The organism is Moorena sp. SIO3A2 (assembly GCF_010672265.1).
In the GTDB taxonomy this organism is placed as follows: Bacteria; Cyanobacteriota; Cyanobacteriia; order Cyanobacteriales; family Coleofasciculaceae; genus Moorena; species Moorena producens.
Genome location: NZ_JAAHHC010000010.1, coordinates 133,970 through 156,887, shown reverse-complemented (window position 1 = coordinate 156,887; position 22,918 = coordinate 133,970). Strand labels below are relative to the sequence as shown.

General features: G+C 42.9%; 16 protein-coding genes. 5 read left to right on the top strand and 11 right to left on the bottom strand.

Going from position 1 to position 22,918, the window contains the following annotated elements; translation table 11 throughout:
* Positions 1–337: 337 nt before the first annotated feature.
* Positions 338–1,369: a glycine betaine/L-proline ABC transporter substrate-binding protein ProX gene (gene proX / locus F6K64_RS13850; RefSeq protein ID WP_044492540.1), complete on the bottom strand. Its 1,032-nt coding sequence runs from the start codon at positions 1,367–1,369 to the stop codon at positions 338–340.
* A gap of 505 nt (positions 1,370–1,874) precedes the next feature.
* Here proX (F6K64_RS13850) and F6K64_RS13845 point away from each other — a divergent pair.
* Entirely contained in the window at positions 1,875–2,066 is a 192-nt protein-coding gene (locus F6K64_RS13845) for a hypothetical protein (RefSeq protein ID WP_131827173.1), read from the top strand.
* Here the strand turns inward: F6K64_RS13845 and proX (F6K64_RS13840) are convergent.
* Positions 2,063–3,085, bottom strand: coding sequence for a glycine betaine/L-proline ABC transporter substrate-binding protein ProX (gene proX / locus F6K64_RS13840; protein ID WP_161603190.1), 1,023 nt, complete (start codon positions 3,083–3,085; stop codon positions 2,063–2,065). The genes F6K64_RS13845 and proX (F6K64_RS13840) overlap by 4 nt on opposite strands.
* Positions 3,086–3,562: 477 nt before the next feature.
* Here proX (F6K64_RS13840) and F6K64_RS13835 point away from each other — a divergent pair, with 477 nt between their 5' ends.
* The 4 genes from F6K64_RS13835 to F6K64_RS13820 all read left to right on the top strand — a co-directional run bounded on the left by F6K64_RS13835 (position 3,563) and on the right by F6K64_RS13820 (position 7,007).
* Positions 3,563–4,987, top strand: a complete 1,425-nt coding sequence (locus tag F6K64_RS13835) for a pyridoxal phosphate-dependent decarboxylase family protein (RefSeq protein ID WP_008188439.1) — start codon at positions 3,563–3,565, stop codon at positions 4,985–4,987.
* 8 nt (positions 4,988–4,995) lie between these two features.
* On the top strand, positions 4,996–5,658 hold the full coding sequence (locus F6K64_RS13830) for a class I SAM-dependent methyltransferase (protein ID WP_008188438.1): 663 nt from the start codon (positions 4,996–4,998) through the stop codon (positions 5,656–5,658).
* 686 nt (positions 5,659–6,344) lie between these two features.
* Positions 6,345–6,797, top strand: coding sequence for a class I SAM-dependent methyltransferase (locus F6K64_RS13825; RefSeq protein ID WP_008187909.1), 453 nt, complete (start codon positions 6,345–6,347; stop codon positions 6,795–6,797).
* A gap of 3 nt (positions 6,798–6,800) precedes the next feature.
* Complete coding sequence (locus F6K64_RS13820) at positions 6,801–7,007, top strand: hypothetical protein (RefSeq protein WP_008187908.1); 207 nt, start codon at positions 6,801–6,803, stop codon at positions 7,005–7,007.
* Between the two features lie 58 nt (positions 7,008–7,065).
* Here the strand turns inward: F6K64_RS13820 and F6K64_RS13815 are convergent, their stop codons facing one another.
* The 9 genes from F6K64_RS13815 to F6K64_RS13775 all read right to left on the bottom strand — a co-directional run.
* On the bottom strand, positions 7,066–7,959 hold the full coding sequence (locus tag F6K64_RS13815) for a class I SAM-dependent methyltransferase (RefSeq protein ID WP_008187907.1): 894 nt from the start codon (positions 7,957–7,959) through the stop codon (positions 7,066–7,068).
* Complete coding sequence (locus F6K64_RS13810) at positions 7,940–8,818, bottom strand: TauD/TfdA dioxygenase family protein (protein ID WP_008187906.1); 879 nt, start codon at positions 8,816–8,818, stop codon at positions 7,940–7,942. The genes F6K64_RS13815 and F6K64_RS13810 overlap by 20 nt, the downstream gene beginning before the upstream one ends.
* 29 nt (positions 8,819–8,847) lie before the next feature.
* The gene (locus F6K64_RS13805; protein ID WP_008187905.1) at positions 8,848–10,134 is read right to left on the bottom strand and encodes a cysteate synthase; all 1,287 of its coding nucleotides are present in this window, start codon (positions 10,132–10,134) and stop codon (positions 8,848–8,850) included.
* Between the two features lie 517 nt (positions 10,135–10,651).
* Positions 10,652–12,400 (bottom strand): diflavin flavoprotein, encoded by a 1,749-nt coding sequence (locus F6K64_RS13800; RefSeq protein ID WP_287265616.1) that lies wholly within the window; start codon positions 12,398–12,400, stop codon positions 10,652–10,654.
* A 41-nt stretch (positions 12,401–12,441) separates the two neighbouring features.
* Positions 12,442–14,160, bottom strand: coding sequence for a diflavin flavoprotein (locus F6K64_RS13795; RefSeq protein WP_287265615.1), 1,719 nt, complete (start codon positions 14,158–14,160; stop codon positions 12,442–12,444).
* A 464-nt stretch (positions 14,161–14,624) separates the two neighbouring features.
* Positions 14,625–20,150: a trifunctional serine/threonine-protein kinase/ATP-binding protein/sensor histidine kinase gene (locus tag F6K64_RS13790; RefSeq protein WP_287265613.1), complete on the bottom strand. Its 5,526-nt coding sequence runs from the start codon at positions 20,148–20,150 to the stop codon at positions 14,625–14,627.
* A gap of 262 nt (positions 20,151–20,412) precedes the next feature.
* Complete coding sequence (locus F6K64_RS13785; protein ID WP_287265611.1) at positions 20,413–20,835, bottom strand: hypothetical protein; 423 nt, start codon at positions 20,833–20,835, stop codon at positions 20,413–20,415.
* Between the two features lie 111 nt (positions 20,836–20,946).
* Positions 20,947–22,116, bottom strand: a complete 1,170-nt coding sequence (locus F6K64_RS13780) for an RNA polymerase sigma factor (RefSeq protein WP_287265610.1) — start codon at positions 22,114–22,116, stop codon at positions 20,947–20,949.
* Between the two features lie 652 nt (positions 22,117–22,768).
* Positions 22,769–22,918, bottom strand: a 150-nt coding sequence (locus F6K64_RS13775; protein ID WP_287265618.1) for an ATP-binding protein, incomplete at its 5' end; no start/stop codon positions are given.

The following is a 22,918-nucleotide window of genomic DNA, read 5'->3' as shown; positions in this document are numbered from 1 at the left end:
TGGGACTGGTGTTTGGAGGTGTGCTTTTCCGATCTGGGGGGAAACCACCAGGGCCGCGCTGCATCGTTTTAGAGTGTGCTCAACAGGTTGTTTTTTTAGGTTTGGGTTTTTTGACATGAATCAAACATTGAATTCGTCGTTATAATTATAATTATAATTATTTTTGTCAAGGGTTTTGAATTTTTTTTTTTGGGAGTTTTAGGGGTAATAAAAAAAAGCGATCGCATAACTTTAGCGAACGCTTTTTTTTAATATAATTTAACTTATTTAACCTATCTCATGCCGATGAGATAGAAAAATTTTTTCCCTACTGCCTACTCCCTACTCCCTATTCCCTTTAAATAGAATCTCCTCCTGCCTTTTTTGCCTCTTCTACCCAGCTATCAAACAACTCTTGACGATTTTCCACCCACTCTTCAGCATGGCGACGGATATCTTCTGGACTGCTCTCACCCTCTTTAATCTTTAGGCTTTCAAGGTTAATGTCCTCAGCTGGAATTTGAACCAGTTCAAACCAGCGCTTCGCAACCGGGTTAGCTGCCAAAAATTTCTTGTTAGCAACAATCCGCTGGCGATCGACAGTAAATCCCAGATTTTTTCCGTCTACAGAGGTGTCTTTTTCAGTTAGACCTTTCTGGGATTCAGGAAGAGAAGTAAAGGGAACTTCTAACCAAATTATATCTTGATCGGGTTTTAATATTGTAGATATCCAGTGAGGTTGATAAGTATAGTACATAATGCTTTCCCCTTGCTTGTAGCGAGTCATAACATCGGCCAGTAGCACAATGTATTGTCCTCTAATGTGTTCAACGGTATCTTCTAGTCCGTAAGCTTTGAGGTGATGATCGATTACCACTTCGCAAAACCAACCAGGATTACAACCGATTAAATTAGCTTTACCATTGCCGTCTGTATCAAATAGTTTTGCAATCTTTGGGTCTTTAAATTGTTGCAGGTTAGTAATGTTATATTTATCAGCCGTTTTTTTATCGATCTGATAGCCTTGTATCCCATCAGGAGTAAGAACTCCCACTCGCTCTAACTTTTTGCTACCCCCAGCATTTTCAAAGAATTCTATATGTGATTTTTCATAGTTGATAGTACTATAATCTAGGTCGCCATTAGCCACAGACACATAAATAATAGGATAGTCAATTTCCTTGGGTTTTTCGATTTCATAACCAAGTTTTTCCAAACCAATATTGACTATCTCAGTTTGAAACTGTTCCTCGATCCAGTTACTATGGGCAGAGCGAACTTTAGTTGTTTTCCCAGACGACGTTGATTCACAGGCACTTAAACCGATTAAAGCTGTCAGAGTTATTCCTAAGGTAAGTTGTTTGATCAGTTGTCTTACTTGTCGTTTCATTAAATCCTCTCCTAGGGTTTTTATCACTAAGTCTTACCGTTAGTCATAACTATAGCAGTTTTTAATGGAGTAGGGAGTAGGGAGATGGGGAGATGGGGAGATGGGGAGATGGGGAGATGGGGAGATGGAGAGATGGGGAGATGGGGAGATTTTGATTAAGGGTAATTATCCTGAGATGATATAAACCAAAATACTATGTAAGCATTCAGCCGTCAGCTGTCAGCTGTCAGCTTAAAATAAACTTAATTTGGGATAATTTAATAGTTCGAGATTAATGAGAATTGAAAGTCTGGGGAAAAGCTGAACAGCTTTGTGGCACAGGCTTCGACCCTGTGACTTTCGTGACTATTAAACGAATGCTTATCTGGTTTATTCAAAAGTTCCGTAGCTTGCCAATAGCGCATAAGCACCTCAAGTAGCTTGCCCGTAGCGCATTAGCTGAATCCTTACAGAATAATTAAAAATTTTTTCTGGTTGATTTAATATCAAAAACCTGTTATGATTGATGTCATTGCCGCTTGTTGGTATTAGAATAAATTCTATTATAGCTGTCGATAATATCTCCAATTATAGCGTTTTTGCTAGTAATAATATAGAGTCAATTTTCCCAACCACTACTCCCTACTCCCTACTCCCTACTCCCTACTCCCTATTCCCTACTCCCTATTCCCTCTTGCCTATTGCCTCTTCACTTTAAATAGAATCCCCTCCTGCCTTTTTTGCTTCTTCTATCCAGTTATCAAACAACTCTTGATTCTTCTCAACCCACTCTTTAGCATGGCGACGGATATCTTCTGGACTGCTCTCACCCTCTTTGATCTTTAGGCTTTCAACGTTAATGTCCTCAACCGGAATTTGAACCAGTTCAAACCAACGTTTGGCAACTGGGTTAGCTGCCAAAAATTTCTTGTTAGCAACAATCCGCTGACGATCGACAGTAAATCCCAGATTTTTTCCGTCTACAGAGGTGTCTTTTTCAGTTAGATCTTTCTGGGATTCAGGAAGAGAGGTAAAGGGAACTTCTAACCAAATTATATCTTGATCGGGTTTTAATATTGTAGATATCCAGTGAGGATTCTGAGCATAGTAAATAACGCTTTCCCCTTGTTTGTAGCGAGTCATAAGATCGGCGAGTAGCACAATGTATTGTCCTCTAGTGTGTTCAACGGTATCTTCTAATCCGTAAGCTTTGAGGTGATGATCGATTATCACTTCGCAAAACCAACCAGGATCACAACCGATTAAATTAGCTTTACCATTGCCGTCTGTATCAAATAGTTTCGCAATCTTTGGATCTTTAAATTGTTCCAGGTTAGTAATGTTATATTTCTCAGCCGTTTTTTTATCGATTTGATAGCCTTGTATCACATCAGGAGTAATAACTCCAACTCGCTCTATTTTTTTGGTACCCCCAGCATTTTTAAAGAATTCTAGATGTGATATTTCATAGTTGATAGTACTATAATCTAGGTCGCCATTAGCCACAGACACATAAATAACCGGATAGGTTATTTCTTTCGGTTCTTCGATTTCATAACCAAGTTTTTCCAGACCAATATTGACGATTTGGGTTTGAAACTGTTCCTCGACCCAGTTACTATGGGCAGAACGAACTTTAGTTTTTTTTACAGAGGAGGTTGACTCACAGGCAACTGACCCGAGCAACAAAGCGATCAGAGTCATTCCTAAGGTAAGTTGTCTCACTTGTCGTTTCATTAAATCCTCTCCCAGGGTTTTTATCACCAAGTCTTACCGTTAGTCATAACTATAGCAGTTTTTAAGGAGCTAGGGAGTAGGGAGTAGCAGGGTGGGGAGATGGGGAGATGGGGAGATGGGGAGATGGGGAGATGGGGAGATGGGGAGATGGGGAGATGGGGGAAATTTTAATTAAGGGTATCCTGACATGATATAAACCAAAATACTATGTAAGCATTCAGCCGTGAGCCTTAGCACAAAGCTGAATGCTGATAGCTGATAGCTAAATCCTTACAGAATAATTAATTTTTTTTTCGCTTGATTTAATATAAAAAACCTGATATGATGATATCATGGCCGCTTGTTACTTTTACAATAAAGTCTAGTATAACCGTCGATAATATATCCATTTATAGCGTTTTTAATATTAAAAATCAATAATAAATATAGAGTCAATTTTTACAACCACTACTCCCTACTGCCCACTCCCCACTCCCTATGAAGCATAAAGAAACAACCCTGACTAAAACCCTTGCCATAATTCTCAACTATTTAGACGGTAATTTGGAACCGGATTCCAACGTCGTTAATTATCAAACCGCTAATGATCTTAAGGAAAAACTCGATTTAACCTTACCCGATGAGGGAGTCGCTTTAGAAGCGTTAATTCCTATAGTAGAATCTTACCTGAACTATAGCGTTAGAACCGGTAGCACTCAATTTTTTAATCTACTTTTTAGTGGGTCTAGTATTCCGGGAATAATAGCCGAGATGGTTACCAGTGCCACGAATACTACCATGCACACCTATGATGTCGCCCCCGTAGCCACCCTGATGGAAATAGAATTGATTAAAAAATTGACCAGTTTAGTGGGGTTTAAGGAAGCTGAAGGGTTGATGGTAACTGGAGGAAGTAATGCTAATCTGATCGGAATGCTTTGTGGACGACATCAAGTTTTACCGGAAGCTAAATTACAGGGATTGGGTAATAATCAGTTAGTCGCCTTTGTTTCCGATCAAGCTCATTATTCCTATTTAAAAGCTGCTAATTTGTTAGGGATTGGCATCAAAAATTTAGTCAAGGTTAAGTCTGGTGTTGATGGCAAAATGATTCCCGCAGCACTAGAAGCTGCCATTCAACAGAGCTTGTCAGAAGAAAAAACACCGTTCTTTGTGGGTGCAACTGCCGGTACAACTGTTTTAGGAGCCTTCGATCCCTTACCGACCCTTGCCGAAATTACCAGGAAATATGGCTTGTGGCTGCATGTCGATGCGGCTTGGGGTGGGCCGGTTTTATTTAGTGAAAAACACCAGCATTTGTTAGCAGGAAGTGAGTTAGTTGATTCCTTTACTTGGGATGGCCATAAATTAATGGGAGTTCCTTTAATTTGTTCCGCTATTTTAGTGAAACAAAAAGGACTATTGTCAGAAGCTTGCTCTGGGGGAGGTACGGATTATCTATTCCATGATGATGAAAATGATTTATACAATTTAGGGACTAAGTCGTTACAATGTGGTCGGAGAGTAGATGCACTCAAATTATGGCTGTGTTGGAAATACTATGGTAAAAAAGGTTATGATCAGCTGGTCAATCATTTATTTGACCTAGCTAATTATGCCACCGAGTATATCCGCCGTTGCGATAATTTAGAATTAATCGCTGAACCACAATTTTTGAATATTTGTTTCCGTTATATCCCCAAAGATGAACCGCTTGACGCTACTGGGTTAGACCAGCTGAATCTAGACATACGCAACCGATTATTTCATTCTGGAACAGCTTTTGTCAACTATGCTCATTATCAAGGTCTGGTTATGATTCGGTTAATCCTGGCTAACCCTGAACTGCAAAAAACTGATTTAGAAACGTTTTTCCATAATTTACTTAATGCTGGTAAACTAGTTGAAAGTGTTAAAGGATAGAAAAAAAAATGAAGGATAGCAAAGACTTTTACGAAGGGATGGGATTAAAGTTTCTGGAGCCTCAAAATCAGACAGAAGGAATCAGGGAGTATATGGAGTTAGAGGATGACTTTATACTGAGAACCTTTAAAGGGGTAGATAGTGTTCTGGATGTAGGATGTGGTGAGGGACGTTATGTTCGTAAGCTTGCCCCTATTGTAGGAAAGATTACAGGAATTGATTTTTCAGAACAGCTTGTAGCCTTAGCTAAAGACTCCACTTCTACCTTTAATAATGTCACCATTTTAGCCGGAAGAGCAGAACATTTAACAACTCTGGTTCAAGAAACGTTTACTTACGGATTATTGGCATGGAATACCATTGGAAATATTCCTCAACAACTTCATCAAGCTATTTTCGATAACCTGGCAAAAGTAGTAGATAAAAAGGTATTTATATCTACGTTTAAATCTAACCAAGAGGTAATGGATGAGCGCTTACGCTATTATGACAAAACAGGTTTTAAGGTAGAAAGTATCGATGGCAATCAAGTAATTTTAGAAGGGGGATTGCATCATGCTAATGCTTATCCTTTCAGCTATTTCCAGGAATTGCTTGAATCAGCAGGATTTTCTATGGAAACTCATGATTTGGGCTGGGTTGGTGTGATGATTGAAGGAACTAAAAAATAACTTAACTGGTCAGCTAATGCGCGAAGCGCACGCTGCGCGAACAGCTATCAGCTGTCAGCGGTCAGCTAATCAACGGGAAGTAGTAAACAAGCTGGGGAGTGCTAGTACGGCTGGTTGAAAATCCCTGCTCGTTTTATTCATCCGACCCCGTGTAGTTAAAGCACCTGCTAGCTGAACGCGATCGCGTGCGCGTAGCGCATTAGCTGATAGCTGATAGCTGACGGCACTTCAAGTAGCGTGCGCGTAGCGCATTAGCTTACATCTCAGAGGTTGTCTGAGAAGTCTCATTTGCTACATCCAAGCCCCCTAAATCCCCCAATTCTGGGGGACTTTTAGAAGCAAATTGACTCTTGTTCCCCCCAAAGTTGGGGGGTCAGGGGGGCAAAATTCAGTATCAAAAAACTTGGGAGATATCCTCTCAACAATCACAACAGGGGTTTAAAGTTCAGAGTTAAGATAATCTAGATTAGACCAGCTGAATCTAGACATACACAACCGATTATTTCATTCGGGAACAGCTTTTGTCAACTATGCTTATTATCAAGGTCAGGTGATGATTCGGTTAATGCTGGCTAACCCTGAACTGCAAAAAGCCGATCTAGAAAAGTTTTTGCATAATTTCATTCATGCTGGTAAACTCTTCATGCTGGTACACTAGGTGAAGCTGTTAAAGGATAGAAGACATCATGAAAGATAGCAAAGACTTTTACGAAGGGATCGGATTGACTTTGCTCGATCCTCAAAATGAGACGGAAGGAGTCAGGGAGTATCAGAAGTTAGAAGAAGAATTTATCAAGAGAACCTTTGAAGGGGTGGATAGTGTTCTGGAGGTAGGATGTGGTGAGGGACGTTATCTTCGTCATCTTGCCCCCCTTGTCGGCAAGATCACAGGAATTGATTTTGCCGAACAACTGGTAAACATAGCTAAAGAATCAACTGCAACTTTTGATAATGTAAAAGTCATTCTCGGAAGAGCGGAACATTTACCTACTCTGGTTCAAGAAAGGTTTACTCATGCTTTACTGGGATGGAATACCATCGGCAATATTCCTCAAGAAGTTCATGAAATTATTTTCGATAATCTCGAAAAATTAGTAGACAAAAAGATATTTATTTCGACTTTTAAATGTGCTCCATAAGTCATGGATGAGCGCTTACGCTTTTATGCTAAAACCGGTTTAAAAGTAGAAAGGATCAATGGCAATCAAGTGATTTTAGAACGGGGTTCCCATTTTCCTAATGCTTATCCTTTCAGCTATTTTCAGGAATTGCTTGAATCAGTAGGATTTTCTATGGAAACTCATGATTTGGGCTTTGTTGGTGTGATGATCGAAGGAACTAAAAAATAACTTGACTGAATGATATTTTCCCCACCTTGAGGAAAATATCAACAATCACAACAGGGCTTTAAAGGTCAGATTTAAGGTCATAGGCATATACCGTAGCCTCCCCATGGGAAGCACGCCCCGCAATCGCTCCATTGATTAGCTCCTTTGCAGAGCCATCCCCTAGCACCGCTTCGACCTGAGCCACAAACTGGCTCATTTCAGCAGGTGTCAGCAACGCAAATGCCACATCTGTTGACCGCCAACCAGGGTCGAGGCTAAGCCTCACCATCTGTTCATCCTGGGCTTCAATCCAGTGGGATTCCGCTGGGGTTACATTACCAGTCATGGTGAACCCCATTTTCTCCATCAGCGATGTGAACCAAACACCCTCGGTCACGGACCAGACCGAATCCAGACGCTCCCACGCTGATTCTGGAAATAGGTTAAAATGCCAGTAAGCTTTACGACGCTGCTCTCGGCTAGTCGTGACAAGTACAAGTCGTCCACTAGGTTTCAGCACTCGTTTGGCTTCCCCGATCGCCTGCTCACATTGCTCCGTTAAAGATGCTGAATGGACGTCTTCCCCTCCAAGGTGGTGTAGCACTTGGGCCAACAGCACTAGGTCAAAGGAACCGTCTTCAAAAGGAAGCTTGGTGACAGAACCCACCTCAAAGCTGGCATTGTCCAAGTCTTGACAATGTTCTTTGGCGATCGCAATCCGCGCGGAATCGGTGTCAATTCCCACAACTTTACTCGCCACCTCAGCAAGGTATCGTGCGTGCTGCCCTGTGCCGCAGCCAGCGTCTAACACCATATCTCCTGGCCGGACAAATCCCAAGATCTCTTTTACCCCAAAGGGGCTGCGTGCTTGGTTGTATTGGGCCGCTGACTGGTCTGAATTGTTGTCGCCGTAACCAGCCTGATTGTCATCTTGCTTCAGGTAGTGCTCGATATTATATGGTTTCCTTGGCATCCCCTGTTTCCCCTACATAACGCTCTGTCCGCAGATCGGGGTCGTGGGCCACCACCCGGTGCATTCGGCGCAGGCCAAGGTAGTCTGCCCTAGCCAGGTGCTGCACTCCAAAGTTGTCCCAGATCACCACATCCCCCTTAGTCCAGGAATGGCAAAGAACCTGGTCTGGACGGTTGGCTTGCTCAAAGACGCGGTTCAAAAGTTCCGTACTCTCCTCTTCCGACATTCCTACCAAGGACACCGTGAAATTTGAGTTCAGATAGAGCAGTGGCACACCTGTGTCGGGATGCTTAATCACTGCCGGATGAATAGCCTGCACGTCATTAGTCACATCATCCGGTCGGTTGACCCGGGCATAACCCTTCTGGAGAGAGTGGAGAGCGCTGATACCATGCAACTGCTCCCTTAGTTCTGGTGAGAGATTGCGGTACATTTGGTTAGCATTTTGGAAGCAGGTATTACCACCGTTAGGAGGCAGGATAAACCCACATAATACGCTGGCCCGGGATGGGTTCATTCGCCAACTCATATCTGAGTGGAATAGGAAGGAATCCGCTGGAATCCCCGTGTCACCCATGGTTTCCAGAATTTGCACCTTGCCAGTGCTGTCTTTGGGTGCGTTTACTGGGTGGTAGTTCTCGATCTTCCCGAAAAGCCCCGCCAACTTTAACAGACTTGCATCAGCTTGGATTGGTTGATCACCGAAACTGCCTCCGTCAGGAGGGATGATCACTACCCCATTTTCGTAGAGCAGCTCTCGAATGCGATCGCATTGTTCTGGGGAATTAAGATCAACGTTCGTCAGCTTCACCCCAAAGGGTTTGAGTTGATGGACTGCAAGAGTGGATAAGGTTTTCATGGATATTGAACTGTTTAACTGGTAAACCGTTATGATACACTGGTAATTCTCTGTTCCAGAATATCCGGCTCAATCTCTTCAGGTTTAAAAACTAAATCAGGTTTGAGGTAGTGTAACGGATAATCTTGGCGCATCCGTTTGTAGCCTGCACTAGTAATATTGAGCACAATGGTGTCCTTTTTCCCTATTTTACCCGCTTCAACTGCTTGAATTAAAGCACCAGTAGCAACACCGGCAGCAGGACTAACATCTATTCCTTCCAATTTTTCAAATAAAATTCTTGCTTTCTCTGATTCGTCATTAGTCACACCATACATTTCTCCCTCAGTATCAGCCAATGCTTCATAAAGTCCTCCTGCAAGAGAGTAAGCCGGGTTTCGGTTGGTAAGTACCTTTGCAGAAACCTGACTAATGGATTTTTTTGCTTCTATTTCGCTCAAAGCAGTAATGTCTCGACTACCTGCTTTCCAGGCATCGGTCATGGGGGTAAAAGGAATATTTTGACAGAGGTGAAGCTTGATTTTTTTGTTGCCAAATCTGCCATCTGCTAAAAATCTGAGATTGGCTTCGTAAGCTGAAATCCCACCAGTACCGGAACCCACAGCTTGGAAATAGTGATCAGGAATTTCCCCAATGGTTACTGTAGCATCCACAACGGTTAGCCCCATGCCATCCCGTCTGGCTACATTTTTAGCTCCTCCTTCCGGAAAGAAACCCTCTAATTCACTGATAATTTTTCCGATCCGAATGGCATCGGAGTAGTCACTATTCCCACCAACAGCAATCAGACGAACACAAGAATCAAACGGCTCCTTTGACCAGATGGCGGATAAATTTTGCTCTGGAATGACCAAGCAAAAGGGAATCTTCAGCTTAGAGCAAACCGTAGCAAACGCTCGGCCAGTATTTCCAGCTGAAGCAACGACTAGGGTTTTGGGGTTATCCTCTGGTATTCTAGCTAATATCGGGAAAGCTTCTAATTCTTTAAACGAACAAGTAGAAAGATCAGCATCTCGCTCTGGCCAGTAGCCATTGAAACAAATGAAAAGATGATCTAATCCGAGATGGTGAGCCAGATTTTTGCTTTGATAAGTAATCGGTTTACCTTCTGTCTCTAAGTATCGATCAACCGGTAGCCAATCGATATATCGGAATAAACCTGGGAGATTCTCTTTGACTTCTAGCTTTTCGTTAGGATAGACAGCACGCAGAAGGGATGGCTCATGTTCTTCGTCACAGCAAAGGCGGAAAGGGTCTGGTTCATAGTCTTTTCCACACAACGTGCAACGCAGGATATATTTGAGTTTAGACTTCATTGTGATTAGTCCTTGGCTACCGCAATATTATAACAGGTAGTTAAAAATAGTCCGATTTGGAAGTCGGGAGTCGGGAGCGGTGCGACCCGTGGCGAATTTAATTCGCCAACGGAAAGCGCACCGAGGGAGTCGGGAGTCGGGGGAGATTTTTATGAAGTATAATGATCCTGGTATAGTTTGAGGGTTAATAAAAAAAAGCGACACTCTTTGCTGAGCATCACTTTTTTTAGGTCTATAGCAGTCGAAGTAAAGGTTAAAACATCGGTAAGCATTCAGCGGTCAGCCGTCAGCCGTCAGCCGTGAGCTAAAAGCTCACGCTACTTGAGGTGCCGACGTAATAGAGATTAAAATAATGCTGACCTCTTTTATTCAAAAGCTGATAGCTGCTAAGCATTCAGCCGTCAGCCGTCAGCCAAAGGCTGATACGCGACACGCTGATACGCGACACGCTGATAGCTGATAGCTTACAGATATAGTTATGTTCCCTGTTCCCTTTAAACCAAAAAACTATCTCCTATTAATAATAGGTTCCAGACTTACGATGATGCAGAGCAGTTACTCCATCAGATAGCACCTTACCATTTTTAACTACCCCATAAACTAGCCAGTGGTCACCACATTCCATCCGATTTTCTACAGTACATTCCAAATAAGCTAGGGCATCACTTAGTATTGGACAACCATTCTTTGCTTCTTCGGTCTTTATCCCACCAAATCGTTCTTCACCAGGCTTAAAGGGTTTGAGAAATTGCTTCATAAACGGTATATGTTTCCCATCTTCTAACACATTCAAGACAAAGTTATCCCCAGTGTGCATCAAAGACTCAATTGCTCGTTCTTTAGCTACCGCTACGGTTAACCCTGGAGGGGTAAAGGTAGCTTGAGATACCCAAGAAGCTAGCATCGCTCCGGTCAGGTCTTGTTGTTTAGTAGTCACAACACATAATGAACCAGTCAACCGTCCCACGGCTTGCTCAGTGCGGGCAGCGGAAGACTCACCGGCAGGTTGCTTGGGTTTCCGGGCTTTTTTGGCTTTTTTTAGGGCTTGAGCAAAATCTGTACCGGCTTCTTCACAGTATTTGAGGTCTTTCTCCGTAGGCTTAAATTTGACCCGAATCGTGTCAAAGCCAAACTTGTAACCGGCATCCCGGAACTTATTTTCTAATAGGTCAATGGCTTCCCCACTCCAGCCATAGGAACCAAAGACACCCGCTAGCTTAGTTTTAGTAGCGCTAGATAAAACCATACCTAAAGCGGTTTGAACCTGGGTGGGTGCGTGACCTCCTAGGGTAGGAGAACCCATGATAAATCCGTCTGCTTTCTCGACAGCAGTTCCAATCTCTTCTGGTTCAGCTACTTCGCAGTTAAGGGATTCTACCGATACACCAGCTTTAGTGATACCTCGTGCGATCGCTTGGGCAATCGCTCCAGTATTGCCGTAAGCTGAGGCATAAATTAGGGCAACATTGGCCTCTTGAGCTTGTTGTTGCTTACTCCATTTTCCATAGGACTCAGTCAGTTCTTGAAAGCCATAGCGCACCAAGGGGCCGTGACCGGTAGCATAAAGCTTAGCATCAAAGTCTGCTAATTTAGCTAAAGCTGTTTCTACCTGTCGGGCGTGGGGTGCCATCAGGCAATCAAAATAATAGCGTCGGTCTTCGTTATAAACCCTCCAACCTTCATCCATTACCTGGTCTCCACAGACATGAGCACCAAATAATTTATCTGTAAATAGGATTTGAGTTTTAGGATCGTAGGTACAAAGCTGATCAGGGAAACGGGGATTAGGGGTAGGGATAAAGTCTAGGATGTGACCTTGACCTAAATCGAGAGTGTCATCCCCTTTCATCACCAGGATTTTGAGCTCCTGTTCTGGAATCGCTTTATCCTCTAGTTTCTCAAACAGAGTGCGCAAGGATTTAGCTCCAGGATTGGAGCAAACAAAGGTAATCTCAGGAGCAAGTTTGAGCAGAGCATTCAGAGTAACCAGGCGATTGGGATTGAGGTGACCGAGGATGACATAATCTATTTGTTTCGGGTCAAGGCGTTCTTGTAATGCTTTTAGAAAAACCTCTGTAAAGGATTCTCCTGGTGGATCGAATAGGGCAATTTGATCAGCTCTAATGACAAAAGAATTAGCAGTGGTGCCTCGTTGCAAGGCATATTCGATTTCAAATTTGAGCCGGTCCCAAGTACGCGATCGCAATATGAGGGTATCGGTAGCAATATGGAGAGCTTGGACGTCACGGGGTTTTGTAGTGTTCATGGTTCAGGTTAGCCGATTACATTTAGAACTGCTATTAATGTTTAGTAATGATTTCCCACTTTCCGATGGTGGATAGCAGTCAGAGACTCTGGCTTAGAAACCCGTCCTGTCTCAACGGTAGAGTAAATAATCCAATGATCACTACATTCCATACGGGTGGTAACTTTACACTCTAGATAGGCTAGGGCATCGGTCAGAATCGGGGAACCGTTTTCTGCGGTTTGTGTATTCACCCCTGCAAAGCGGTCAGCACCAGGTTTGAAGCGCTTTAGGAAGTGTTTCATCAAGTCTTGGTAGTTGCCTTCTTCGAGTACATTGAGTACAAAGCGGTCTCCCACTTGCATCAAGGATTCAATCGCCCGGTCTTTGGCTACAGCAATGGTGAAACCTAAAGGCTCGAAGCTAGCTTGGGTCACCCAAGAGGCTAACATCGCACTCTTGACATCCCCTTTCTTAGCGGTGATGATGTACAATCCACCACTGAGACGACCTAGGGCTTTGTCTAGGTCTGTATCTAGGGATTTCATGTTCTTGATCAAGCGATCGCGACTCAGCCATTGCCCCATGTCAGTACCCGCTTCTTCACAAAGCTTGTAAATGGTTTCACTAGGAGTGTCTTTGATGCGAATCCCAGGAAAGGCTTCTTTGAGTCCTAGGCTTCTAAATTGACTGCGTAGGGGGTCAATCGGTTCGTCATCTTCGCCATAGGATTCAAACAGACCAAAGGATTGCTTAGATTTGACCGCAGCCAGTACCGTGCTAACTGCTGCTGTAGTGTTACTGTTTGTGGCTGGAGCCATGCCAATCACTATGCCAGCCGCACGGTTAACTGCTTCCTGAACCTCTTGGGGGTCAGCGGATTTGAGGTCCATCATCTCCACAGCAATCTCAGTTTTGGTAATGCCTAGGGCTATAGCTTGAGAAATGCGATCGCTATAGCCATAATCTGAGACATAAAACACAATAACGGATTTTTCTGCCTTGGCCTTAGTTTGACTCCAATCGCGGTAATTTCCTAGCAGTTGTTCTACATTGTGGCGCAGTAGAGGACCATGACCATTAGCAATAGTAGTTACCTCTCCCAACTTTTCCATCCGCTTGAGAGCAGATAGCACTGAACGGGCGTTGGGAGCCATCAGGCATTCGTAGTAAAATCGATAATCTGCTTCGATAGCGCTGAGGTTGTCATCATAGGTGCTAGCAGAGCAGTAGTGCATACCAAACACATCACAAGTATACAGCACCTTAGTCCCGGCATCGTAAGTGAGCATGGTGTCGGGCCAATGAAGATTAGGGGCATTGACAAATTCCAGGATATGCCCATTGCCTAAATCCAGCTGATTACCAGTTTTGACAATTTGCCGCTGAAACGGTTGGTGTACGAACTCTTCCAGGAAATGGATTGCCATTTTCGAGCCCACCACAGTAATATCTGGAGCCAGTGCCAGCACATCTTTAACTAACCCACTGTGGTCTGGTTCGGTATGGCTGATAATAAGGTAATCAATATCGGTAGGGTTAATTAGTCCGGTTAGAGTATCTAAATATAGCTGGCGGAATTTTTCATGGGAGGTATCGACCAAGGCAATTTTCTCGCCCCGAATCAGATACGAGTTGTACGTGGTGCCGTTTTGTAGTCCAAATTCGATGTCGAAGCGATCGCGATCCCAATCTAAAGAACGAATAGTTGTGGTATCTGGAGCAATCTCGCTAGTCTCTATGGTTAGTCGCTTTTGAACCCGGTCAGTCAGTACTACCATCCCTTTACTCCTTTATCCGCTATTTTTAAGTTATGTAACTTTTCTTTATTTTTACACAAATATCTTCAAAAGCTGGATTAGGATATGCTATGGCTCTGATTTAGGATTCGTTATAGTTCAGTGATCACAAATAATATCAAGTCAGGTTGAATACCCATAATTAGAGGAAGTGTGGGGAGATAGGGAGATGGGGAGATGGGGAGATTGGGAAGGTGTTGATTAAGGGTAATTATCCTGACATGATATAACTGATAGCTAACGCCCTAGGCTCATGGTACCCTTAACCAATCTTGGCTTTTAGGCCACGCGATCGCTCGATTGCGGGACGAAGTCCATCGCGTTCAACGTTCAACCTTCAACCAACCAACCAAGCTTCAACCTTCAACCTTTAAGCTTTAACCTTCAACCTTCAACCTTCAACCTTCAACCTTCAACCTTCAACCTTCAACCTTCAACCTTGGCCTTTAGGCCACGCTACGCGAACAACCTATTGGCAGAGTAATAATAAACTCAGTGCCTTGACCCACTTCCGACTTAACTTCAATCTGTCCCAGTAGCTTCTGAGTCACTAAATTATAGACAATATGCAGACCTAAACCAGTTCTGCCTTGAGGTCTAGCAGTAGTAAAGAAAGGTTCAAAAATTTTGCCCACATGCTCCTGAGGAATCCCACAGCCATCATCATGATACTTAAGCATAACCTGGTCTTGAATCCTTTCAACAGTTAAGGTTAACTGTCCTTGTTCTGATGGTTGATAGCCATGGGTAATGGAATTGATCACTAAATGAGTAATAATTTTCCAAATAGCTCCTGGATAAGTATGGATCGTAACTGTATCGTCTCCTTTTAGGGTTAAACCATGGCGAGTCTGTTTGAGTTTAGGCTCTAAAGTAAGTAAAACTTCTTCGAGATAGTGTTTAAGACTTAACCTGCGCTTTTCTAAATCATCTTGGTCAACAGCAACTTGCCTGAAATTTTGCACCAACTCCCCAGCCCGTTGTAAATTACTCAGAATTAATTCACTGGATTCTTGAGCCACTTCCAGATAGTTTTTGAGTGCCGAGCGCTTTAATTTACCCTCTTGGAAACTACGGAGAAATCCAAGAGTTTCATCAGCTAGGGTAGAAGCAGCAGTAATCCCATTGCCAACTGGCGTACTAATTTCGTCAGTGACACCAGCCACAAAGCTACTTAAAACGGCTTTAGTCTCAGATTCCACTAACTGTTTCTGAGTCGCTTTCAGGTCTTCCAGAGTTTCAGACAGTTCTTGAGTGCGTTCAGCAACTTTTTCTTCTAGGGTGTTGTAGAGATTAGCATTTTCTAGAGAGATAGCCGCTTGAGAGCACAACAGTTCCAGAATTTCTAACCTATCCTTAGTAAACGCTCCCGTACATTGATTGTTTTCAAGGTAGACAATACCGATCAGTTGACCGTGATTGAGGATAGGTGTACACAAGATACTCTTAGGTTGTTGCTTAATAATATAAAGATCAGCTGCCAACATCGTTTCCACACTAGCGTTATCTAATACTAAGGTTTCGGAGCTATGGGCAACATAGTTGATCACGCTAACTGAAATATCTTCACTCTTTACTACTGGAATTGATTGCAGTACGGTTAGAGAGAATTGCTGATCTGATTCGGAATTGCCTTCGGAGTTGCCTTCGGAGTTGCCTTTGGACATAGACTGAGTTATATAGTAAGCGTCGATCACCCATTCTCCAGCTTTAGGCAAAATCAAAGCACATTTTTCTGCTCCTGCATTCTCAATGATCACTTTCATTAAAGTAGAGAATAACTGCTCAAGTTGAATTTCCCTGGCAATGGCTTGAGATGCTTTGATCACTGTTGCCAAATCTAAAGCGTCTGAAACACTGAGGGTATGGGAGCTGATAGTTTGGATTAGGCTCAAAGTCGATAAAGACTGACTATTGGACGTGGTGATTGAATTGCTAGGATCGATGCTAATAGTCTGTTGTTGCTGGATCACAGCCAGTAATTCAGGATAGCGTTGTTCTAAATCCTCAACTTTAGCTTTAGCTCCCCAGCGAGCATAGGCATAGTAGGCATCAGTGAGGTAAACTTCGGCAATTTTTGGTTTGCCCCGCTCTAAGTAAAACCTAGCAGCTAGTTCATTAGCAAGGGCTTCTTCGTGAAGGTATTCGTTGTCTTTTGCTCCAGCAATAGCAAGATCGTACAGCTCCATAGCATCGAGAGTATCCCCGACAACTCGCGCTATTTCTGCTGCCACCAAATTGTACTTGTGTTGGAAATTGGAAGGAGCATGCTTAGCCCAATTCCCCATGGTTTGTTGGTTTAGGTTTACTTGGTTTAGGTCATGCTCTTGCTGAGTGCGATTGGCTGTAGGCCAATCGCAGTTAGGATACTGAGCAAGTAAGGATAGGGAATAGTAGAAGTTATGAGTAACAACTACCAGTAAACCAAATGCTCCATCTTCATACTGGATAGCTTTTGAACCATGAATAACAGCTTGTTGATAATCGTGAAAGGTATAGCAAATAATTAATTTAGCTAAATGGAGGGTAAACAGCGACTGATAATTGTGAGTTTCGTGGAAATGATTAAACATTTCATGCTCATTAAAGTCATCACTCACCAACTGGGAATTATCAGCTAATAATCCTTGAAAGCTTAAGGTTACGTGTTTCCATATATTAGTATATAATAAACAATATTGTTGTTGGGTGATAACTAGTAATTCCATATATTTACTAGCTTCTTGGTTTATAACAATTAAACTCTCACCCAGCAAATATAGATGAGTAAAATAGGCCATAATGAAATAGCCAACATATTCTATGTTTCCTTCTTCACGTACACGTTGAATTCCCTCCCGCAATAAATTTAGTGTTGCTCTGCCATGTTCTTTGCCAGGACAGATAAAAACGCTGAAAATTAGGTGAACTTTAGATGTCAGGGTTTTAGCTTGATACTGCTCCAACAGCCGTAACGCTATCTGACCAGAGTGATAAGCCGACTCCATATCATGGATAAATTCACGGAGAAACACGCCGTAAATTACATAGACACCAGCCGCTAAGCATGAATGACCATGGTCGAGACATAGACCAATCATAGTCAATGCCACATAGGGATAGAGATTAGGTTTGACACGATGTATCGGAGGCGCAAGGGTTAATAGAATCCTAATCGCCGCTAGTTGCTCGGGATTGGTCATGGTTGGCATAGTTGCCAAATCCCTTAGGGATGGTAATTTCACTAACTTATTCTTGTATCCTGAGGCACTAGATACTAGGGGAATCTTCAGCTTTTCTAAGGTTTGTAATCCAATCTCAATCCCTTTGCTCTGGTAGTCTTGACCAATATAAATCTGTACCTTTAGCTCCGAGGCCTTTACGCAATCAAGTATCTTAGTTGCTTGGTCTAAAATACTATCGCTTAAGGCAATTGCCCTGTCAAAGTTAGTGCTAAGGTACTCTGATTGTGCGGCTTCTTGATATAATGACAAGGTCAGGTCATAGTTACTGTGCCAACTATCTGCTGCTAGCAGTGTCATCCCCAACCTTAAATACTCAACCGCAGCAGCATAAGCTGTAGAAGCCTTAGCTTTTCGTCCTGCCATTAGATTTAACTGAGCTAGTTCATTCCGTTCAACTTGCTCAGAAATTAAGTCCACACCATAATTCAACTGGCTGACAATATCAAAGATTTTCTCTTCCCGTTCTGCATTAGAGGTATTTTCTAACAGTAGTTGACCAATTTTAAAATGAGTTGATTGCTTCTGGTCTTCCGGAATCAAAAAATAAGCGGCTTGCTGCACTCGGTCGTGCAAAAATCGGTAGCTAAACTCTTGCCCCAAAAGCTCTGATACTGGTTGTTCTAAGGTTTCTATCCCTCTGGGTTTGACATCCAAACTAGCAAAAGAATTAAGCTCAGAAACTGATAAGTCATCAGAGTTAGAATCCTGAAAAAACTTGTAAATTTCAGTGATTGGTAAGATAAATCCTTCTTGTAGCGCTTTCCATAAATTAGCAGCTGTTTCAGCTTCCGACTTACCATGGACAATTGCCAAAGTTGCTAAATCAAATTGGTTACCAATACAAGCAGCCAGTTGAAGTATCTCCTGAGTCACTACTGGTAATTTTTTTAACTGTAGCGCCATAAATTCCACTACATCATCAGTCAGAGCCACAGCTTTGATTTGAGCAATGTCACACTGCCAATAACCAGATTCAAAATTAAAGCTAATCAGTCCATCTTCAGGCAAAGATTTAAGGAATTGAGTGGCAAAGAAAGGATTCCCTTGAGTTTTTTGATCAACTAGTTCAGTTAAAGGGGCTGCTAGTTCCACAGCACAATGGAGAGTATCTGCAATCAAATGGTTAAGGTCAGATGGCTTCAGAGGAGCTAAGGTAATAGTATTAACAGTAGCCTTAGTTTTAGTAATCTGATCTAGAGTCACCATCAACGGATGGGCTGGGAAAACTTCGTTATCCCGATAAGCACCAATCAGTAACAGATAACCAGTCTCTGTTTCACTCATCAACAATTGCATCAACTTCAACGAGGCCAAATCTGCCCATTGCAAATCATCCAGGAAAATCACTAAGGGATGCTCAGGAGTGGTGAAGACCTCAATGAATTTCTGGAACAAGCGATTGAAGCGATTTTGTGCCGCACTCCCTGATAATTCTGGCACAGCAGGCTGTTGGCCGATAATCCGTTCTAGTTCGGGAATGACTTCAATAATAACTTGACCATTGTCTGCCAGTGCTGTAATAATTCTAGTTTTCCACTGTTGCAATTGAGCATCAGTTTCACTCAACAGTTGCCCCATCAAGTCTCGGAAAGCTTGGACAAATGCTGAAAAGGGAATGTTTCGCTGGAATTGGTCAAATTTTCCTTTGATGAAATAACCTCGTTGTCGGACAATCGGCTTGTGGACTTCATTGACCACAGAGGTTTTACCAATGCCGGAAAAACCTGCTACCAGTATCATTTCGATGGCGGTCGGAGAGTTACTCACCCGCTCAAAGGCTGCCAGTAAGGTCTCTACTTCCGAAGCACGACCATAGAGTTTTTCCGGAATTACGAAGCGATGCTCCCTAGGAGCCGCTACGCGAACGCAAATATCCCGACTGCCTAAGTTAAAGGATTCAATCCTGCCAGTTTTCTGCCACTGCTTGAAGCAAGTTTCCAAATCATGCTTCAACCCTAAAGCATTCTGATAACGGTCTTCGGCATTTTTCTCCATCAGCTTGGCAATCATCATAGAAAGCACAGCAGGAATATCGCCATTAAGGCTATCCGCAGCAGGAGTTTGCTTAGCAATATGACAGTGAACTAACTCCATCGGGTCAGTGCTAGGGAAGGGTAATTGTCCCGTGAGCAATTCAAAGAAAGTGACTCCCAAACTATAGAAGTCGCTGCGGTAGTCAATGCTCCGATTCATCCGTCCAGTTTGTTCCGGTGATAGGTAAGCCAGAGTGCCTTCGAGGACATTCGGACTTTGAAGCACCTGAGTTTCCCGGAATAGCACAGAAGCAATACTAAAGTCAATCAGTTTGACCTGTTTAGTATCTGAATTAATCAGGATGTTGGCAGGTTTAATATCTTTGTGAATCACCCCCTGGATATATAGTCCCTGTAGGGTGGTAACAATTTGTAGGGCAATGGGAAAGAATGTGCCTAAGCTCATGGGCTGACCATTACTATAGTCACCCAGGGAAATACCACCAAAATCCTCCATCACCAATGCATAACTATGGCGATAGTGTTCCAAACAGTAAGGCTTAACAATGCCAGGGATGTCAAGGTTTTTGGCAATGGTGAACTGATTGCGAAACCTGACCAATTCACCGAAGCTAGGATAGTCGGTATTGAGTAGTTTAATCACTACGGGTATTTGATCCGACTCCCGTAAGCCTCGATAAACTAGGGTTCTGGAACTCCCGTAAAGGGTTTCGGTAATTTGATAGCCAGTAAGTGTGATCAGAGTGCTGTTCATAGTGATGGCCAGTTGAAGATTGGCAGTAGGAAAGAGGTGGATCTCGATGCTTGATCAGAATAATCACCCTAGTTTTCCCAAAAACATCACTCGATTCCCATTGGGTCTAATGCAAAGCTACCCTACACCCCAAACCTTCTAAACTACCCAGTAAAAAGCAAGGGCAAGCCCATTGAAAAATAGGCTCCCCCTTGCTGGATATGGGTTAGCAGTAGAGTGTCGAAGGTTTTTTACCTTCTGACTTCTTCATGCTTGAGATCTTTTACCGAGTATTCTTCCACACAACTGTGAATGGCATGGGAGGTCTGAGGACTTCGCCTGTGCCGTTACAGATCAGGCCATCACGACAGGCATACGGTGGGTCAAAATCGTATGTGCTTGTTCCTGTTAAATCTACTTGGCCAGATACCTTAGTGTCACATAGGTCAAGCTCGTAAAACATTGCTGGAGGTGGATAAATCCGTGGCACAGGTAGGTCTGGAGGGAAGCTGATCTGGATTTGTGCCAAGTCATATCCTGGCAGAGGTACTTCCTGACAATCCCCAGGCTGTAGGAAGGTATTACAAGTAGGACTTGCAGACCTATCGCACAGAGCTTCTTGTGCACTAGCATTGGATACATTCATTGCCAAGGCTACTGTCAGGGCAATCAGTAGACAAGCAACGAGTTTCAGCGCTTTTTTCATTTTCGTGCCGTATTTCGTTTCTTTTACGTGTTTTGTTGAGCGGGTTGACGCCATACACCAAGCATGTTTAGAGCATTAATCATTTAATGTCTATTATTTGCTTGAAGGGTTCTAGGTCTTTTCCGCTTCATCTATAAGACGTTTTTTCCTGCTATTTTCTGATTTTTTTTCTCGATCCTTTTCTGTGCTAGTGCTTCTGAGCAGAGCAGGGGGAGCCCAAAATTGAGGGGCTAGAAGGGCAGAATCATACCCAAAATCAGCCTTGCTTTCTTGTACTTGGGCTATTTTTTGATGAGAGTATTCCTGATCACAATACCAAATAAATGTCTCCCGCAGCCGTTCGAGTAAAGTAGCGATCGCCCCGACTGTTTCTGTCAATGTCTGATCCAGTATTAAACTTGGCAACAAAACAGGCTGTCTTGAAGATTGCGGTAGCTCGCTACTAACATTAGCTACATCAGTAATCGTAATCTTCTCGCCCACGTTAGCTATTGGCTCCACGGAACTATTGACAAATTGATGGGTTTGTGAATCTACTACCTCTACGCACTCGTGATCTACCGATTCCGTCCCGGTCTCCAAGGCTTTATTTTGATCATGCTCGATTTTCTTCTGGTTTTCCCCATCTTCCCGTGGGCCAGGGGATTTCTTCCCTACCGATGCCGTGGCACTTACTTGCGACTCCCCCCGGAAAAAATAGCCCTTCAACTTCTGTTTGAGTCGTTTGCGAGCCAAAGATATGCGCTTGCAGACGTTGTCGTAGGATATCCCTTGAATCTCAGCAATTTCTGTATGGGTATGCTCTTGATAAAAATGGCAAATAAATGTCTGCCGCAACCGTTCCGGTAAGTCCGCGATCGCCCGTCGAATTTCAGTAGACTTCTCCTCTGATTCCAGAGCGCACTCAGGGGATTCCACCAAAAACGCCGTAGTTATTTCTTCTGTATCGCCCACCCATTCGATATTTTCAACACCAGTAGCCTCCCGAGAGCGTTCTCGGATCATATCGATACAAAGATTGCGAGTCAGCTGTATCAGCCAAGCCTTGACATTAGTAATTTTCCCCTGGAACCTTTGTACCTTTTCCCAAGCTTTCACCATCGCCCGACTCAAAGCATCTTCGGCATCCGTTGGGTTAGAATTCATCAACTTGAGACAGCAGCGATAAAGCTGGTCTTGATGCTGCTGCCATTGCTGCCAAAAGTCAGAGACTAGATGACACTGGCTACTTTCTGTTAAAGCATTATCCCTTAATTGCTCTCTTTCAGTTGCTGTGGCCATCATCATAGGTTAGGCGTGCCGAGATTACTTAAAGTTAAAACCTTTTTGAGGATAACTTGCTTTTTTATCAATAACAATCCACTGTAATAAACCTTAACCTAAGCCTAAAAACACACATTAAATCATTTGTCAATGGTTGAATATCAAAGAAATTTGTAAATCTATAAATCAGGAAACTATAGAAGTTTTTTATTCTTCAATCATAGTTTTTTTTTAACGTTAGATACACCCTTTGTCAATTACCCTAACTCAACCTAATTTTGTATTATACACAAACTATTGATGTTGTCAATCCTCTAAAAGTCATACTTTTGGCGCGATCGCATTTTTCCTCTATTTCCTAAGGTTTTTTTGACCCAAGGCACCAGAAAAAAACACACCACCACAGAAACAGCCTTATGTAAAAATTATCGTGGCCAATCTGGAAAGCACTATAGTTTAGAAAGTGATGCTGATAAAATTGCTAAAGCTATTTATAATTAAGAATGTAGAATTAAGAATTTAGAATTGGGAATTTAGAATTCTGCATGCAGAATTCAGCCTTCTTCATTCTACATTCTTAATTTACCCTTCTGCCTTCAACCTTCAACCCACCAACCTTGGCCTTTAGGCCACCCTACGGGAACAACCTTCAACCCACCAACCTTGGCCTTTAGGCCACCCTACGGGAACAAACTATCGGTAGAGTAATAATAAACTCAGTACCCTTACCAATTTGAGAATTTACCTCAATCTGCCCCAGTAGCTTCTGAGTCACTAAGTTATAGACAATATGCAGCCCTAAACCACTGCCACCTCTGGC